Origin of the sequence: Pseudomonas parakoreensis, assembly GCF_021602155.1 — a bacterium.
Lineage (GTDB): Bacteria > Pseudomonadota > Gammaproteobacteria > Pseudomonadales > Pseudomonadaceae > Aquipseudomonas > Aquipseudomonas parakoreensis.
Window position 1 is genome coordinate 21,803 of sequence record NZ_BQHY01000023.1, and the last position, 15,847, is coordinate 37,649.

Sequence of the window (15,847 nt, forward strand, 5' to 3'; positions counted from 1 at the left end):
GGCACGCATCTTACGGGATCGACGGCTTGGCCGCTTGCAGTTGCGCCTCGACCTGGGCGCAACGCGGGCACAGGCAGGACTTGTCACGCAGCTCCGGCGGCAGCGCTTCAAGGACTGCCGGATCGATGGATACGCCGTAGCACCAGCAGGCGCGGTCGGCGGTGCGCGGGTCGGCCAGGGTGCAATCGTTGCGCGCGCCGCAGGCCGGGCAGAGGTCGGGTTTGGTGTCGGAATCAGGCATAAGTCGGATGAGGCATTTCCACGCAGGTGCGGTTACGGCCGGTTTGCTTGGCCCGTTACATTGCATGATCGGCCCGGGACGGTAGCCTGTGCAAGCTCGAAGGCCAGCTGTGGGTGCAAGCCTGCTACCACAGAGGATTTTCAGTGTGACTGACGCCGCTGATCTGAAGCCTTTCCACGCCCGGCACTTGCCCCGGACCTGACAGTCAAAACTGTGTCGGCTGCGCTGTCTTGCTGCGGCCGCTGGTCTTTCAGGAGGCCGTCATGGGTACTTCAAAACTGTTGCGCCGGGTGCTGCTGGGAGCGGTGCTCGGCCTGGGTCTGTCCGGTTGTTATTACTACGCCGGGCCTTACGACACTTATCCCGCCACTTACTACTACCCCGGCTATTATTCGCCGTATTACTACGGCGGATATTACGGCCCGCGTTACTACGGCGGTGCTCATTATTACTACGGCGGCTACGGCTATCGCGGTGGTTATGGACGCGGTTACCACGGCGGCGACTATCACGGTGGGCACCACTGATCGGTGGCTGAATGAAAGCGTTTTCCAAATGAACAGGATTTCATCAATCACATGTTTCAACTTGTTACGAAAGCGCACCAGATTCGGAAAACGCTGTCAGATATTGCGTCAGTCACCGAATAAACGACTGATGCCTGCCAGCGTCGCTGGTGCGGCTACCCGCGGTCCAGGAGGCCGCCATGTATCGACGAATTCTTCTACTTGCTGCGATGATGTTTTCCGTTGCCGGTTGCGCTCCTTACTCCTACGCAGACAGTTACTACAGCTCGGAGGTCTACACGTCACCCGCTCCCGCGTACTACAACACTGGCGGCACGTATTACAGCGGTGGCAGTACCTACTATTCGGCCCCTCGCTATTACCAGGCGGCCCCGCGTTACTACCAGCCAGCGCCACGTTACTACTCGGCGCCGCGCTACTACCAACCAGCGCCGCGCTACTACGAAAGTCGTCGCTGGCACGACAACGATCGCGGGCGCTGGGACGGTCACCGCGGTGGGGGTTGGGATCGGGACCGTGGTGGCCGTGATCATCACGGTAACCGCGGTGACCACGGCGGGCGAGGCGGTCGCTGGTAATCATCCGCAAACAAAAAAAGCGGCGCATTGAGCGCCGCTTTTTTTCTGCCTGCGATTTGCCGGGCCGTCAGTAAACCGTCAAATCCGCCAACGGATGCCGACCTTCCCACACCTTGTGAAAATGCGCCTCGACCACCGCCTCCGGCACATTGTTGATATCCGGCCAATGCCAGTGCGGTTTCTGATCCTTGTCGATCAATCGCGCCCGCACCCCTTCGCTGAACTCCGGATGCCGGCAGCAATTGAGGCTCAGGGTGTATTCCATCTGAAAGACTTCAGCCAGTGACAGGTAGCGGGCGCGGAGGATCTGTTCCCAGACCAGATGTGCGGTCAGCGGCGAGCCTTCGCTCAGGGTTTTCGCGGCGCGGGCGATCAGCGGGTCGTTGCTGTCGCGTTGCAGGCTGATGGTTTTCCAGGCGCAGATGACGTTGCTGACGTCGAGCAGTTCGTCGATCTGCTCGCGGCGCGGCAACCACTGCGCTTCGGGCATCTGCTCGACGGCTTCCTGTTGCAGGGCCTTGAGCAGACTGTTGAGTTGCATGTCGGTCTGTTCCTGCCAGTTGAGTTGCAGCAGGCCTTCGATCAGTTGCGGTTGCTGCTCTTCAAGCAGAAAGCGGTCGGCCAGATCCAGATCGATCGCATCACGCCCGTTCATGTGCGCACCGGTCAGACCGAGGAACAAGCCGAGCTTGCCCGGCAACCGGGAGAGAAACCAACTGGCCCCGACGTCCGGATACAGACCGATGGTGATCTCCGGCATCGCCAGGCGACTGCTCGGCGTAACGATCCGCGTGCTGGCGCCTTGCAGCAGGCCCATGCCGCCGCCGAGCACGTAACCGTGGCCCCAGCAGATCAGCGGTTTGGGGTAGGTGTGCAGGCTGTAGTCCAGGCGATATTCGGCAGCGAAAAACTGCGCGGCCAATGGCGGGACTTCGCCGGGATGAGCGCGGCAGGCTTCCACCAGGCTGCGCACTTCGCCGCCGGCGCAGAATGCCTTGGCGCCGTTGCCGCGCAGCAGCACGCAGACAATTTGCGGATCCTTGGCCCAGGCGTTCAGCTTGTCGCTCAGGGCGTTGATCATCGGCAAGGACAGCGCGTTGAGCGACTTTTCAGCATCCAGGCTGGCGATACCGAGGCGGGCGCCGTCAGTGCCGGTGAGTTCTTCGAAGTGCAGATTCATCGTGACCTCGATCGGGAATTTGAACGATCAGTATGATCGCTGTGCGGGAAAGTGCCGGATCTGTGTCAGATCAATTGACAAGCGTGGTCGGCTTTCCTAGGGTTCGCCCCATTGTTTTTGCCGGGTATGACCATGACTGCTGACGACCGTATCAAACTCGAACCGAGCTGGAAGGAGGCACTGCGTGCTGAATTCGACCAGCCTTACATGGCAGAGTTGCGCAATTTTCTGCAGCAGGAGCGGGCGGCCGGCAAGGAGATCTATCCGCCGGGGCCGCTGATTTTCAACGCGCTGAATTCGACGCCGCTGGATAAGGTCAAAGTGGTGATCCTCGGCCAGGACCCGTACCACGGCCCGGGCCAGGCCCATGGCTTGTGCTTCTCGGTGCAGCCGGGCGTGCCGGCGCCGCCATCGCTGGTCAACATCTACAAGGAGTTGAAGCGCGACCTGAACATCGACATCCCTAATCATGGCTACCTGCAGAGCTGGGCCGATCAGGGCGTGTTGATGCTCAACACCACCATGACCGTCGAGCGCGCCAATGCCAACGCGCACAAGGACAAAGGCTGGCAGTTCTTCACCGACCGGATCATTGAGGTGGTCAGCGAACGCCAGCCGCATCTGGTGTTCATGCTGTGGGGCGCGCATGCGCAGAGCAAACAGAAGCTGATTGATGCGACCAAGCACCTGGTGCTGACCTCGGTGCACCCGTCGCCGTTGTCGGCATATCGTGGCTTCCTGGGCTGCGGGCATTTCAGCCGGACCAACAAGTTTCTTGAGCAGAATGGCGAAGCGCCGATCGAGTGGCGGTTGCCGCCGATTTGATGGGTTGAATGGGCGGGCCCCTTCGCGAGCAGGCTCGCTCCCACAGGTTCCTGTGGTTGCCACAGATTGTGTGAACACCTCAAAACCCTGTGGGAGCGAGCCTGCTCGCGAAAAGGGCGGCGCGGTATTATTCGGGATTACGATTCCAATACTTGAACAACGGCTCCGCCAGAAACAGCACAAACAACAGCCGCATCACTTGCATCGCCGTCACCAGCGGCACCGACAGTTGCAGGGTTTCCGCCGTCAGACTCATTTCGGCAATGCCGCCGGGCATCATGCCCAACGTCAGCGAACGCAGATCCAGATGGGTCAGTGCACTCAAGCCCAGTGCCGCCAGGGTGGCGATCAACATGGTCAACGCCGTGCCGATCAACGTACGCCCCATGAATGACGGCGCGCGCCGGAAGAACTGTCGATTGAAGTGACAGCCCAGTCCGCTGCCGATCAGCCACTGGCCGATCTGGCTGCCTCCGTCCGGCAGGCCAATGTGCAAATCCCAGGTAATGCTCACCGTGGCGCTGACCAGCAACGGGCCGAACAGCCACGGATTGGGTTGACGCAAACGCTGCCAGAGCCAGGCGAGCAGGGCGCCTGTGGGAAACAGAATCGCCAGCCAACGCCAATCGACGTTGCCGGTGTGGGAAATTGGCGTGCCGTCGCCCAGCAGATACTTGAACGCGGCCGGCACGCACAGCACCACCACCAGCACCCGCAGACTCTGCCCGGCCGCGACATGGCTGAGCAGCGCACCGTTGCGCGCGCCGAGATTGACCATCTCCCCGGAGCCGCCGGGCATGCTCGAGAAAAACGCCGTGGCGCGATCTTCGCCGGTGCGGCGCATCAGCCACACGCCGACCACCGCCGAGAGGCTGGTAACCAGTGCACCGAAGAAAATCAGACCGAAGTGACTGAGTACCTGCTCCATCACCAGCGGGGTGAAGTGCAGGCCGATGCCGATGCCGACAATCCATTGCCCGCATTTGCGCCCGCCGGGGATTTCCGTAAGTTGCCACGGGGTCAGGCAGCGCACCAGGATGATCGCCAGCAACGAGCCGACCATCCACGGTAGCGGCCAGCCGATCTGGCTGGCGATAAAACCGCCAAGCAGACCGACCAGCGGGGTAGCCCACCAGCTTCTGAGGGACGAACGATCAGACATCGGCGATGGTGCGTTGCGCTGCCGCACGTTTGCGCCAGATGCGGATGATCGGCATCAGCAGCATGATCCCAGTCAGTACCCAGACGCCGAGCGTGATCGGGCTCGACCAGAGGATTTCCAGCGCACCGTTGGAGATCGACAGGGCGCGACGCAGGTTCTGCTCCATCAGTTCGCCAAGGATGAAGCCCAGCAACAGCGGCGACAGCGGGAAGTCCAGCTTGCGCAGGATGTAGCCGAAGATGCCGATACCGATCATCAGAAACAGGTCGAACGTGGTGGCATGCACCGCATACACGCCAATCCCGGTAATGATGGCGATGACGGGCACCAACGCCCAGTTCGGCACGGCGAGGATGCGGGTGAAGATGCGGATCATCGGGATGTTGAGGATCACCAGCATGACGTTGGCGATGAACAACGAAGCGATCAGGCCCCAGACGATGTCCGGTTGCTGTTGGAACAGCAGCGGCCCCGGAGTGATGTTGTACAGCGACAGGGCGCCGATCATCACCGCCGTGGTGCCCGAACCGGGAACGCCGAGGGTCAGCATCGGCACCAGTGCACCGCAGGCGGCACCGCCAATGGCGGTTTCCGGCGCGGCGAGGCCACGGGCATCACCCTCACCGAACTTGCCGCTGGCGCCGGCGATGCGTTTCTCGGTCATGTAGGCCACGGCACTGGCGAGGGTCGCGCCGGCACCGGGCAACACGCCCATGATGAAACCCAGCACGCCGCAGCGGACGTTGACCACGAATACCGAAGCCGCTTCCTTGAAGTTGAACATCATCCGGCCGGTGGCTTTCACCGCTTCCTGGCCGTGGTGGGTTTTTTCCAGCAGCAGGAGAATTTCGCTGATGGAAAACAGGCCCAGCACCAGCACCACGAACTGAATGCCGTCGGTCAGGTGAATGTTGTCGCCAGTGAAACGGTACACGCCGCTGTTGGCGTCGATGCCGACGGTTGACAGGAACAGGCCGATCAGCGCCGCGATAAACGTCTTCAGCGGACGATCACCGGCCATGCCGCCAAGGCAGACAATCGCGAACACCATCAGTACGAAGTATTCCGCCGGGCCGAAAGCAATCGCCCATTTCGCCAGCAGCGGGGCGAACAGCACCATGCCGCAGGTGGCAATGAATGCACCGATGAACGAACTCCATGCCGACAACGACAGCGCCACACCGGCCAGACCTTTGCGGGCCATCGGGTAACCGTCGAGGGTGGTCATCACGGTGGAGGCTTCGCCTGGAATGTTCAGCAGGATCGAGCTGATCCGCCCGCCGTATTCGCAGCCCAGATACACCGCCGCCAACAGAATCAGCGCCGACTCCGGCGGCAGGCCAAGGGCGAATGCGATCGGGATCAGCAGTGCCACACCGTTGATCGGACCCAGGCCCGGCAACAGGCCGACAACAGTGCCGATCAGTGTGCCGCACAGCGCGGTCACCAGGTTGTAGGGGCTCAGCGCAACGCCAAAACCCTGACCCAAATAGCCAAGAGTATCCATATCAGTTCTCCAGAACGCTGAGCAGGCCAAGGGGCAGCGGAACGTCCATCAAACGGTCGAACAGCAGGTAAAGACCGATGGCCATCAGGCTGATGATCGCCACGCTCGGCAACCAGCGACCGCCGTACAGGCGTGCCATCGGGATGCCGGTGATGACGCTGGCGATGATGAAACCCAGCGATTCAAATGTGCCGGCGAACACCAACAGCAGAACGACGCAGATGCCGATCTTGATCAGGGTTTCGCGATCCAGCGGCGGTTCGTCCGCGCTGTGTTTGATGGGGGCCGGGCGGAACACCATGTACAGCAGCGCCAGGCCCATCAGGCCGAGCATCAGCAGGGGAAAGGCACGCGGGCCGACCGGTTCATAAGAAAAAGCCGCTTGATACGGCCACGCCATCAGCGCCAGGCCGACGCAGGCCAGCAATAGCACCGAGGCGAAAATGCGTTGTAAGAGCATGGGAAACTCCTGTGCCGAGGCCTCGATGCGCGAGGCCGCAGCCGCTAGACAGAGACGATCACTGAATCAGGCCGAACTCTTTGGCCAGCACCTTGTAGTCCGCCACCTGCTTCTTCACGTAGGTGTCCAGCTCCGGGCCGGTCATGGCGAACGGGAACAGTTCACGCTGATCGCGCAGCTTGGCGAAGTCGTCCGAGGCCAGCAGTTTGTCGAAGGCGTCTTTCCACCAGGCGTAGTCTTCGTCGCTGACTTTTGGCCCGAGGTAGAAACCGCGAACCACTGGCCAGACGATGTCGTAACCCTGCTCGCGGGCGGTCGGGATGTCTTTCATTTCCGGCTCGTCGAGGCGTTTGTCGGCAAATACTGCCAACAGGCGCATGTCACCGCTCTGGATGTGCGGCATGGAGTCGGAAATGTCGGTGCTGCCGACCTGGATGTGCCCGCCAAGCAGCGCGGTGGCAATTTCGCCGCCACCTTCGAGGGCGACGTAACGCAGGTCACGCGGGTTGATCCCGGCAGCCTTGGCGATCAGAGCGGTTTGCATCCAGTCCTGGCTGCCGACGGTGCCGCCGGAGCCGATGACCACCGAGCTCGGATCTTTCTTCAAGGCTTTGACGAGATCGTCGAGGGTCTTGTAGGGCGAATCGCTTTTCACCGCGATGGCGCCGTAGCTGGTGCCGACGGCTGCGAGCCAGCGCACATTGGTTTCATCGAAACGGCCGAACTTGCCTTGCGCCAGGTTCAGCAGCGAACCGCTGGACCACGCCACCAGCGTGCCCGCATCGGCCGGACGCTGAGCGACGACCGCGTTGTACGCCACCGCGCCGACACCGCCGGGCATGTAGGTCACACGCATCGGCTTGGTCAGCAGTTTTTCATTGACCAGCGCGCTCTGCGCCAGTTTGCAGGTCAGGTCGAAACCGCCGCCGGGGGAGGCCGGGGCGATGCATTCCGGGCGCTTCGGTTCGGCCATCAGTTGGCCGGCGAACAGCATGACGCCAGCGGCCAGAGCAACTTTACGCAGTGATAAGTTCATTGGTTTCTCCACGGTCTTCTTGTTGTAGGGCTTTTTGCAGGAGCTGCCGCAGGCTGCGATCTTTTGATCTTCCAACCCGCAGCATTTCAATCAATTACCAAAGGGCAACGCTATAGCTCACCAGCAGACGCACTTCATCGGCATCGCGAGCGGAGTAGTTGGAACGGTAGGTGGCATTACGCAGGCGGACGGCAACGTCCTTCAAGGCGCCGCTTTGTACTACATATTTGATCTCGGTGTTGCGCTCCCACTCTTTGCCTTCATCGCCGTTCTTGAGCTTGATGTTGTCACCGCTCAGGTAACGACTCATGAACGACAGGCCGGGGATGCCGAGGCGCGCAAAGTCGAAGTCGTAACGCGCCTGCCAGGAGCGTTCTTCGGCGCCGGCGAAGTCGTTGATCTGCACGAAGTTGACCAGATACGGGTCGCTGCCATCGACATACGGGAAGGCGCTGTCGCCGGACATGTGCTGATAACCGGCGGTGAATTTGTGGCCGCTCAGGGCATAGCTGACCAGGCCATTGAGCGAGCGGTTGTCGATCTCGCCACCACGGGCCGCGCCCTGATCGTCACTGACCGCAAAACGCAGGTCGGTGGCGAATGTGCCCGGGCCCATCGGCCGCGAGGCGACCAGGCCGAAGAAATGCTGGTTGTAGACTTCGTCGAGTTGGGCGAAGTGGTAACTGCCGGTGATCTTGTCGGTGAACTTGTAGTCCACGCCGGCAAAATCGAAATGCTTGCCGGCCACGGTTCCAGCGAAACGGCTGTTCTTGTTGTTGAGGGCAATGTCCTCGAAATCGGTGCTGTCGCGATCCTTGGCTTTCTCCAGACGCCCGCCGGTGAAGGTCAGGTTCTTGATCTCTTTGGAGGTCAGCAAACCGCCCTCGAAGGTCTGCGGCAGGATGCGCCCGTCGTTCGGTTTGAGGATCGGCAATTCAGGCATCAGGCTGCCGATTTTCAGTTCGGTGGCGGAGATTTTAACTTTGCCGGTCAGGCCGACCTTGGAATATTCGTCCGCGGCGCGCCCGTCATCGTGGGTCGGCAACAGGCCGGTGCCGGTGCGATCCGGGCTCGAATCAAGTTTGACCCCCAACATGCCCAGCGCATCGACACCGAACCCCACGGTGCCGTCGGTGTAACCCGATTGCAGGTTGAGCATGAAACCCTGGGCCCATTCATCCCGCTTGCTTTGCTGGGCGCTGGTGCCGTCGCGAAAGTCACGGTTGAAGTACATGTTGCGGGTTTCGAAGGTGGCGGAACTGTCTTTGATGAAGTCGGCGTAGCTCAGCGGTGAAAAACCGGCGAGGGCGGCGGCACTGGCGAGGGCGGTGTGGCTGAAACGCAAAGGGCGAGCGGGCGTGAAAGCCTTGGTCTGCAAGGACGGCATGCGCGGTGTACTCCGTTTATTGTTCTTATTGGTCGAAAACGCTTCGTGGCGTTTTTCGTAGCGCTGTGTGGCAGCAGCGACGGCAGTCGAAACTGTCCGTGACCGGACTCTAACGGCCTAACCTTTCGCTAACCTTTCAGCTGGATTTCGCGGTTTTCGGGCTTCACAGTGGCGGTTGCGGCTGTAAACTCCGCGGCAAAGAATGGCGTCGGCCATCCCTGAATGAGGTAAGGATCCATGCGTGTTCTGCTCGTCGAAGACCATTTGCAGCTGGCCGAAAGCGTCGCCCAGGCGCTCAAGAGCACCGGTCTGACCGTGGACGTGCTGCACGATGGCGTGGCCGCCGACCTGGCGCTGGGCAGCGAGGAATACGCGATGGCGATCCTCGATGTCGGCCTGCCGCGCATGGACGGGTTCGAGGTGCTGGCGCGCCTGCGCGCACGCGGCAAGAACCTGCCGGTGCTGATGCTGACGGCGCGCAGCGATGTGAAGGACCGCGTACACGGCTTGAATCTCGGCGCTGACGATTACCTCGCCAAACCGTTCGAACTGAGCGAACTCGAAGCGCGGGTCAAAGCCCTGCTGCGACGCAGTGTGCTCGGCGGCGAACGCCAGCAGCGTTGCGGCGTGCTGGCCTACGATCTCGACACCCGACGTTTCAGCCTCGGCGAAGAATTGCTGACCCTGACCTCTCGCGAACAGGCTGTGCTCGAAGCATTGATCGCCCGCCCGGGACGGGTGATGAGCAAGGAGCAACTCGCCGCGCAGGTGTTCGGGCTCGACGAAGAAGCCAGCCCCGACGCCATCGAAATCTACGTGCATCGCTTGCGCAAGAAACTCGACGGCCAGCCTGTGGCGATCGTGACTTTCCGTGGCCTCGGTTACCTGCTGGAAAGCCGCGATGCATAAGCCCAGCAGCCTGCGCTGGCGGTTGCTGTGGAACCTCGCGTTGTTGCTGGTGGTATTGATGCTCGCCAGTGGTTTGAGCGCGTACTGGAACGGACGCGAAGCTGCCGACACGGCTTACGACCGAACCCTGCTGGCCTCGGCGCGAACCATCGCCGCCGGCCTCTCGCAACGCGACGGTACGCTCAGCGCCGATGTGCCCTACGTGGCCCTCGATACTTTCGCCTACGACAGTGCCGGGCGGATCTATTACCAGGTCAACGACATCCACCAGAAGCTGATTTCCGGCTACGAAAACCTGCCCGGGCCGCCACCCGGTACGCCAAGAACCGACGATTACCCGGCGCTCGCGCGCTTCTACAACGCGACCTATCGCGGGCAGAACGTGCGCGTGGTCAGCCTGCTCAAAGCGGTCACCGAACCGAACATGAACGGCATGGCGGAAATCCGCGTCGCCGAAACCGATGAGGCGCGCGTCGCCATGGCGCGCAGTCTGGCGGCCGATACGCTGTTGCGTCTGGGCATGCTCGCGATCGGCGCATTGTTGCTGGTGTGGTTCGCGGTGAGTGCTGCGCTGCGCCCGCTGGAACGTCTGCGCACCGCGGTGGAGGAGCGCCAGCCCGATGATTTGCGGCCGCTGCCGCTGGTGGAGGTGCAACATGAATTGTGGCCGCTGGTGCGCGCGCTCAATCATTTCACCGAGCGTCTGCGTGGGCAGTTCGAGCGGCAGGCGCAGTTCATCGCCGATGCCGCTCACGAACTACGCACGCCACTGGCAGCATTGAAGGCACGGCTGGAGTTGGGGCTGCGTTCCAGCGAGCCGGAAACCTGGCGCACGACCCTGGAGTCATCGGCGCAAAGCACTGACCGCCTGACCCATCTGGCCAATCAACTGCTGTCGCTGGCACGGGTGGAAAACGGTGCCCGGGCGATTGCCGAGGGCGGCGCGCAATTATTGGATCTGAGTCAGTTGGCCCGCGAACTGGGCATGGCCATGGCGCCTCTCGCCCACGCGCGCGGCGTCGCATTGGCGCTGGAGGCGGATGAACCGGTATGGCTGCGCGGCGAGCCGACGTTGCTCAATGAATTGTTGAGCAATCTGGTGGACAACGCCCTGGCGCATACGCCACCGGGCGGCAATGTGATTCTGCGGGTCGCGGCACCGGCGGTGCTTGAGGTTGAAGATGACGGGCCGGGGATTCCGCTGGAGGAGCGTGACCGGGTGTTTGAACGCTTCTACCGGCGCAATCAACAGGTGGCGGGTTCAGGGTTGGGGCTGGCGATTGTCGGAGAGATCTGCCGGGCGCATCTGGCGCAGATCACCTTGCATGATGGCGAGCAGTCCGGTTTGAAGGTTCGGGTGAGTTTTATTGCCGGATAGCAGCCGAGATGGCTTTTGTGGCGAGGGCGCTTGCTCCCGCTCGGCTGCGCAGCAGTCGTGATCTCTGAGTGCAAGGTTTGCCTGATGAAGGGAGGCCGCCTGGTTTTGGGGCTGCTTCGCAGCCTAGCGGAGCAAGCTCCCTCGCCACAGGTCAGTAAAACATCGTCCGCGACTCTTCCAGATCTGCACACAATTGCTTGTTCTCCGGATCGATCCCAAGCTTTCTGAATGCCGGCACACTGAGTGGGTCAATCCGTGAAATCGGATGATCGCTGTCCTTGTGGCAATACAGGCTCGCCACCTGCACCAGATCGACGTAATCGATCTGTGCCGAGTCGCGCTTGAAATCCAGATACAGCCCAGGCAGCTCCACCAATTGCTCGGGAAATTCCCAGACCCGCAACAGCTTGTCGCCCAGCAGCGGGTGAATGTGGTCGATCACATGATTGAGGCTGACCGGATCCGACAGCAGTTCGTAGTGATCTTCGGCGTAAGTCAGGATCGGCAGCACGCCGATCTGATGCACCAGTCCGCCCAGCGCTGCCTGATCAGGTTTGAGTTGGGTGTGGCGGCGGCACAGGGCGTAGCTGACGCCGGCGATTTCCAGGCTCTTGCGCCAGACTTCGCGCATCTTCTGTTCGACCACGTCGGAGCGGGCGTGGAAGATCTGTTCCATCACCAGCCCGATCGCCAGGTTGCTGCTGTAGTTCACCCCCAGCCGGGTGATCGCGGTGTGCAGGTCGGTGACTTCCTGGGTCGCACGCAGCAACGGGCTGTTGACCACTTTGATCAGGCGCGCCGACAGTGCCGTGTCGCGGCCAATGACTTTGCTCAGATCGCTGACGCTGATCTCCGGATCTTCGGCGGCCTTGCGAATTTGCAGGGCCACTTCCGGTAACGTTGGCAGAACCAGGTCATCGTTATCGATGGCCTCAACCAAATCCTGTTGGACCTTATCCGCCAGCTCGCTCATGTAGATTCTCTAGGGTGTTGCAACAAAAGCTGCGATCAGCGCTGGATTTCGCGGTCGCGATCCAGTTCGTAGGGCAGGTCGAGCAAATGCAGCGCTGGGCCTTCGAGGGCACCCAGGTGCAGATCACCCGCTTCGGCAGCTTCGGCCTGCAACACCGCCAGCAGTTCAATCTTTTCTGCGGCGCGGGCGGCAATCACCACTTCGCCGATGGCGCTGCTGTGGCTTGGGGCGAACAGCGGGGTACCCGGCTCAGGCAGTTCGCTCGCGTCCAGTCGCACGCGATAGAGGCGACGCTTGAGCTTGCCCAGGTACTGCATGCGCGCGACGATTTCCTGTCCGGTGTAGCAACCTTTCTTGAAACTCACGCCGCCGACGGCCTGCAGGTTGAGCATCTGCGGGATGAACAACTCGCGGGTGGACGGCATGACCTGACCGATACCGGCGCGAATCTGCCCCAGCAGCCATTGGTTCAACTCGCCTTCCGGCAGGGCGGCGACGAGTTTGGCCTTGATGGCATTGGCTTGATCGGCCGGTGTCCAGAGCTCGGCGCGATCCGCCGAGACGCGAATCGCGATCAGGCCTGCGTTGCGCACCACGGCATCGGTCTCGCGCGGCAGTTCCAGCCCCAGGCTGGCCAATGCGGCGTCGCCGTGCTCCAGGCCAAAACGCACCCAGGCGGCGCTTTCGTCGGTCAACTTGGACTTGGAGAATACGGCGTACTTTTTCAGATCTGCCAGTTGCGGCTCCAGCAGTTCGCTGGCCATCGCCAGCAGCACACCGTCACCTTCGAGCAGAATGCGGAAGCTCGACTGCATCCGGCCTTTTTGCGTGCAGCGTGCGCCAAGGCTGGCCTGGCTGTCGCTGAGGTAATTAATGTTGCAGGTCAACTGGCCTTGCAGGAATTTGCCGGCATCCGCGCCGCGAACCGCGAGTACGCCTTCATGAGACAGGGTGCAGAAAAAAGCAGAATCGGCCATGGTTCATCGCAGGGTAAAAAGTCTGGGCCACATCATAAGGGCGCGTTGTTGAAATGGGTAGTTGATAAAGGATCGGTGGTGCCCGACCAAAGCCGACTGTGCGACCTGCGCCGGGGCTGTATACTGCGCGCCTATTTGAGGAGGGCTCCATGGTCGAACAAGTTGAACTCAATCGCCTCTTCTGGCACAGCCGCCGCGGCATGCTGGAACTTGACGTGCTGCTGGTGCCGTTCGTGCAGGAGGTCTATCCGCACCTCAACCAGGTCGATCGCGACTTGTATGTCCGACTGCTGACCTGTGAAGACCAGGACATGTTCGGCTGGTTCATGGAGCGCAGCGAATCCGAAGACCCGGAACTGCAGCGCATGGTCCGGATGATCCTGGACCGTGTTCAGCCCAAGTAACACCTTCGAATGCCGCTGGCATGCCTCACGGCAGTTGCTGGCGGCGTATCTGTTGGCCCAGGCGTTCGCTGTGGGTGTGTTGTTTCTCCTGTCGATTCCACTCTGGGCCAGTCTGCTCGGAGCTTTCGCCTGTGTGCTGCACGCCGCATGGGTGTTGCCACGGCAGATACTGTTGAAGCATCCGCAGGCTTTTTGCCGATTGCGCCGCGACGCCGATGGCTGGCAGTTGTGGAATCAGGCGGGGGGCTGGCAAGCGGTGCAGTTGCGCCCGGACAGCCTGGCGTTGCCGTTGATCGTGGTGTTGCGCTTTCGTCTGCGTGGGGAGCGGCGAGTGCGTTCGATCTGCGTACCGCGAGACTCGCAGGCAGCGGATGTGCACCGACGCCTGCGAGTGCGGCTCAAATTCAGCCGGCGTAGGTGGGCGGCACCAGAATAGTGTCGAGCGCCTCGGGCAGCAGGTTCGGATAGTCGAGCGTGTAATGCAGGCCGCGACTTTCCTTGCGCTCCATGGCTGAGCAGATCATCAGCTCGGCGACTTGCGCCAGATTACGCAACTCGATCAGGTCGCGGCTGACCTTATAGTTGCTGTAGAACTCGTCGATCTCGTCCAGCAGCAGGCGCACGCGGTGCTGCGCCCGTTGCAGGCGCTTGTTGGTGCGCACGATCCCCACGTAGTCCCACATGAAGCGGCGCAGCTCATCCCAGTTGTGGGCGATGATCACGTCTTCGTCGGAATCGGTTACCTGGCTGGCGTCCCACTCGGGCAGGGCGTTTGGCGCGGTGACGGCATCCAGTTGCGCAAGAATGTCCGCCGCCGCCGAACGCGCATAGACAAAGCATTCGAGCAGCGAGTTGCTGGCCATGCGGTTGGCGCCGTGCAAACCGGTGAAGCTGGTTTCGCCGATGGCGTACAGCCCCGGCACGTCGGTGCGACCGTGTTGATCGACCATCACCCCACCACAGGTGTAGTGCGCCGCCGGTACGACCGGGATCGGTTGCCTGGTGATGTCGATGCCAAAACCCAGGCAGCGCTCATAAACGGTCGGGAAGTGGCTTTTGATGAAGGCTTCCGGCTTGTGGCTGATATCGAGATAGACGCAGTCGACGCCCAGGCGCTTCATTTCATGGTCGATGGCACGGGCGACGATGTCGCGTGGTGCCAGTTCGGCACGTTTGTCGAAACGCGGCATGAACCGTTCGCCATTGGGCAGCTTCAGGTGCGCACCTTCGCCGCGCAAGGCTTCAGTGATCAGGAAACTCTTGGCTTGTGGGTGATACAGGCAAGTGGGGTGGAACTGGTTGAATTCCAGGTTGGCCACCCGGCAGCCCGAACGCCAGGCCATGGCGATGCCATCACCGCAGGCGCCATCGGGGTTGCTGGTATAGAGGTAGACCTTGGCCGCACCGCCGGACGCGAGGATCACGAAACGCGCGCCGTAGGTATCGACTTCGCCGGTCGCACGATTCAGCACGTAGGCACCGAGGCAGCGCTCGCCGTCCAGGCCCAGACGACGCTCGGTGATCAGATCAACGGCAACCCGTTGTTCCAGCAGCTCTATATTGCTGCGCTCTCTGGCTTGGGCGAGCAGGGTGGTGAAAATCGCTGCGCCGGTTGCGTCGGCGGCGTGGATGATGCGCCGATGACTGTGACCGCCCTCGCGGGTCAGGTGGAATTCGAAGCCGCCGTCTTCGGTGCCGGACTGTTCGTCGCGGGTGAACGGCACGCCCTGGTCGATCAACCACTGGATGGCTTCCCGACTGTGCTCGACAGTGAAACGCACCGCGTCTTCATGGCACAGACCGCCGCCGGCGTTCAGGGTGTCATCGACGTGGGATTCGACAGTGTCGGTATCGTCCAGCACGGCAGCGACGCCGCCCTGGGCCCAATAGGTCGAACCGTTGGCCAGATCACCCTTGCTCAATACGGCAATGCGCAAATGACCCGGCAGGGTCAGCGCGAGACTCAAACCGGCAGCGCCGCTGCCAATCACCAGAACATCGTGTTGAAACTGTTGGCTCATTTCAGGATTCCGCTCAAAGCGACCCGGATCGGGGTTGGCGCAAGACAGCTGGATCGGCGAGTCAAGACAGCCACACAGCCCACTAGTATATAGAGGGGTGGGGCGGCACAATAGCCGGGCTTGTATGGCATTGTGAAACTACTTTGACGACAAAAGCCTGACGTTTCGTCGGAGGTTTTTTTTCATCGTTTTGGAAAAAGGCAACTGTATCGAGGATGAAACAGGCTTTTTCAGCGCACGGTCGTTCAATGTCGCTCCAGCATGGCTATAAATAATTGGAAC

17 protein-coding genes are annotated in these 15,847 nt (G+C 61.4%); 7 read left to right on the plus strand and 10 right to left on the minus strand.

Annotated elements, in window-relative coordinates; translation table 11 throughout:
* Positions 1 to 10: 10 nt before the first annotated feature.
* On the minus strand, positions 11 to 241 hold the full coding sequence (locus L6D63_RS25445; RefSeq protein ID WP_047292254.1) for a cysteine-rich CWC family protein: 231 nt from the start codon (positions 239 to 241) through the stop codon (positions 11 to 13).
* A gap of 263 nt (positions 242 to 504) precedes the next feature.
* Between L6D63_RS25445 and L6D63_RS25450 the strand changes: the two genes are divergently transcribed.
* Both L6D63_RS25450 and L6D63_RS25455 read left to right on the plus strand, forming a co-directional pair.
* Complete coding sequence (locus L6D63_RS25450; protein WP_131669941.1) at positions 505 to 768, plus strand: hypothetical protein; 264 nt, start codon at positions 505 to 507, stop codon at positions 766 to 768.
* Between the two features lie 179 nt (positions 769 to 947).
* Entirely contained in the window at positions 948 to 1,346 is a 399-nt protein-coding gene (locus L6D63_RS25455; RefSeq protein ID WP_007963255.1) for a hypothetical protein, read from the plus strand.
* Positions 1,347 to 1,413: 67 nt separating this feature from the next.
* Here L6D63_RS25455 and L6D63_RS25460 read toward each other — a convergent pair whose 3' ends face one another.
* Entirely contained in the window at positions 1,414 to 2,526 is a 1,113-nt protein-coding gene (locus tag L6D63_RS25460; protein ID WP_047292265.1) for an enoyl-CoA hydratase/isomerase family protein, read from the minus strand.
* A gap of 132 nt (positions 2,527 to 2,658) precedes the next feature.
* Between L6D63_RS25460 and ung the strand changes: the two genes are divergently transcribed.
* On the plus strand, positions 2,659 to 3,351 hold the full coding sequence (gene ung, locus L6D63_RS25465) for a uracil-DNA glycosylase (RefSeq protein ID WP_097086750.1): 693 nt from the start codon (positions 2,659 to 2,661) through the stop codon (positions 3,349 to 3,351).
* 127 nt (positions 3,352 to 3,478) lie between these two features.
* Here ung and L6D63_RS25470 read toward each other — a convergent pair whose 3' ends face one another.
* The 5 genes from L6D63_RS25470 to L6D63_RS25490 form a co-directional block, all read right to left on the minus strand.
* Positions 3,479 to 4,513: an AbrB family transcriptional regulator gene (locus tag L6D63_RS25470; RefSeq protein ID WP_131669942.1), complete on the minus strand. Its 1,035-nt coding sequence runs from the start codon at positions 4,511 to 4,513 to the stop codon at positions 3,479 to 3,481.
* Positions 4,506 to 6,020, minus strand: coding sequence for a tripartite tricarboxylate transporter permease (locus L6D63_RS25475; protein WP_047292269.1), 1,515 nt, complete (start codon positions 6,018 to 6,020; stop codon positions 4,506 to 4,508). Before L6D63_RS25475 ends, L6D63_RS25470 begins: the two co-directional genes overlap by 8 nt.
* A gap of 1 nt (position 6,021) precedes the next feature.
* A complete protein-coding gene (locus L6D63_RS25480) occupies positions 6,022 to 6,480 on the minus strand; it encodes a tripartite tricarboxylate transporter TctB family protein (protein WP_041070398.1) in 459 nt (152 codons plus the stop codon).
* A gap of 58 nt (positions 6,481 to 6,538) precedes the next feature.
* Complete coding sequence (locus L6D63_RS25485; RefSeq protein ID WP_041070529.1) at positions 6,539 to 7,516, minus strand: Bug family tripartite tricarboxylate transporter substrate binding protein; 978 nt, start codon at positions 7,514 to 7,516, stop codon at positions 6,539 to 6,541.
* Positions 7,517 to 7,610: 94 nt separating this feature from the next.
* On the minus strand, positions 7,611 to 8,903 hold the full coding sequence (locus L6D63_RS25490; RefSeq protein ID WP_121184187.1) for an OprD family porin: 1,293 nt from the start codon (positions 8,901 to 8,903) through the stop codon (positions 7,611 to 7,613).
* A 237-nt stretch (positions 8,904 to 9,140) separates the two neighbouring features.
* Between L6D63_RS25490 and L6D63_RS25495 the strand changes: the two genes are divergently transcribed.
* Entirely contained in the window at positions 9,141 to 9,812 is a 672-nt protein-coding gene (locus tag L6D63_RS25495) for a response regulator (protein WP_041070394.1), read from the plus strand.
* Positions 9,805 to 11,190: a sensor histidine kinase gene (locus L6D63_RS25500; protein WP_095667295.1), complete on the plus strand. Its 1,386-nt coding sequence runs from the start codon at positions 9,805 to 9,807 to the stop codon at positions 11,188 to 11,190. The genes L6D63_RS25495 and L6D63_RS25500 overlap by 8 nt, the downstream gene beginning before the upstream one ends.
* Positions 11,191 to 11,341: 151 nt before the next feature.
* On the opposite strand, the gene L6D63_RS25505 is transcribed toward L6D63_RS25500, so the two are convergent.
* Entirely contained in the window at positions 11,342 to 12,163 is an 822-nt protein-coding gene (locus L6D63_RS25505; protein WP_086792023.1) for an HDOD domain-containing protein, read from the minus strand.
* A 35-nt stretch (positions 12,164 to 12,198) separates the two neighbouring features.
* Positions 12,199 to 13,140 (minus strand): CAF17-like 4Fe-4S cluster assembly/insertion protein YgfZ, encoded by a 942-nt coding sequence (gene ygfZ / locus L6D63_RS25510; RefSeq protein WP_047292282.1) that lies wholly within the window; start codon positions 13,138 to 13,140, stop codon positions 12,199 to 12,201.
* A 149-nt stretch (positions 13,141 to 13,289) separates the two neighbouring features.
* Here ygfZ and L6D63_RS25515 point away from each other — a divergent pair, with 149 nt between their 5' ends.
* Together L6D63_RS25515 and L6D63_RS25520 are read left to right on the plus strand one after the other, a co-directional pair.
* Positions 13,290 to 13,544: an FAD assembly factor SdhE gene (locus L6D63_RS25515; protein ID WP_007963266.1), complete on the plus strand. Its 255-nt coding sequence runs from the start codon at positions 13,290 to 13,292 to the stop codon at positions 13,542 to 13,544.
* Positions 13,528 to 13,980, plus strand: a complete 453-nt coding sequence (locus L6D63_RS25520; protein ID WP_047292284.1) for a protein YgfX — start codon at positions 13,528 to 13,530, stop codon at positions 13,978 to 13,980. The genes L6D63_RS25515 and L6D63_RS25520 overlap by 17 nt, the downstream gene beginning before the upstream one ends.
* Here the strand turns inward: L6D63_RS25520 and nadB are convergent.
* Positions 13,949 to 15,565, minus strand: a complete 1,617-nt coding sequence (nadB, locus tag L6D63_RS25525) for an L-aspartate oxidase (protein WP_086792017.1) — start codon at positions 15,563 to 15,565, stop codon at positions 13,949 to 13,951. The genes L6D63_RS25520 and nadB overlap by 32 nt on opposite strands.
* Positions 15,566 to 15,847 lie beyond the last annotated feature (282 nt).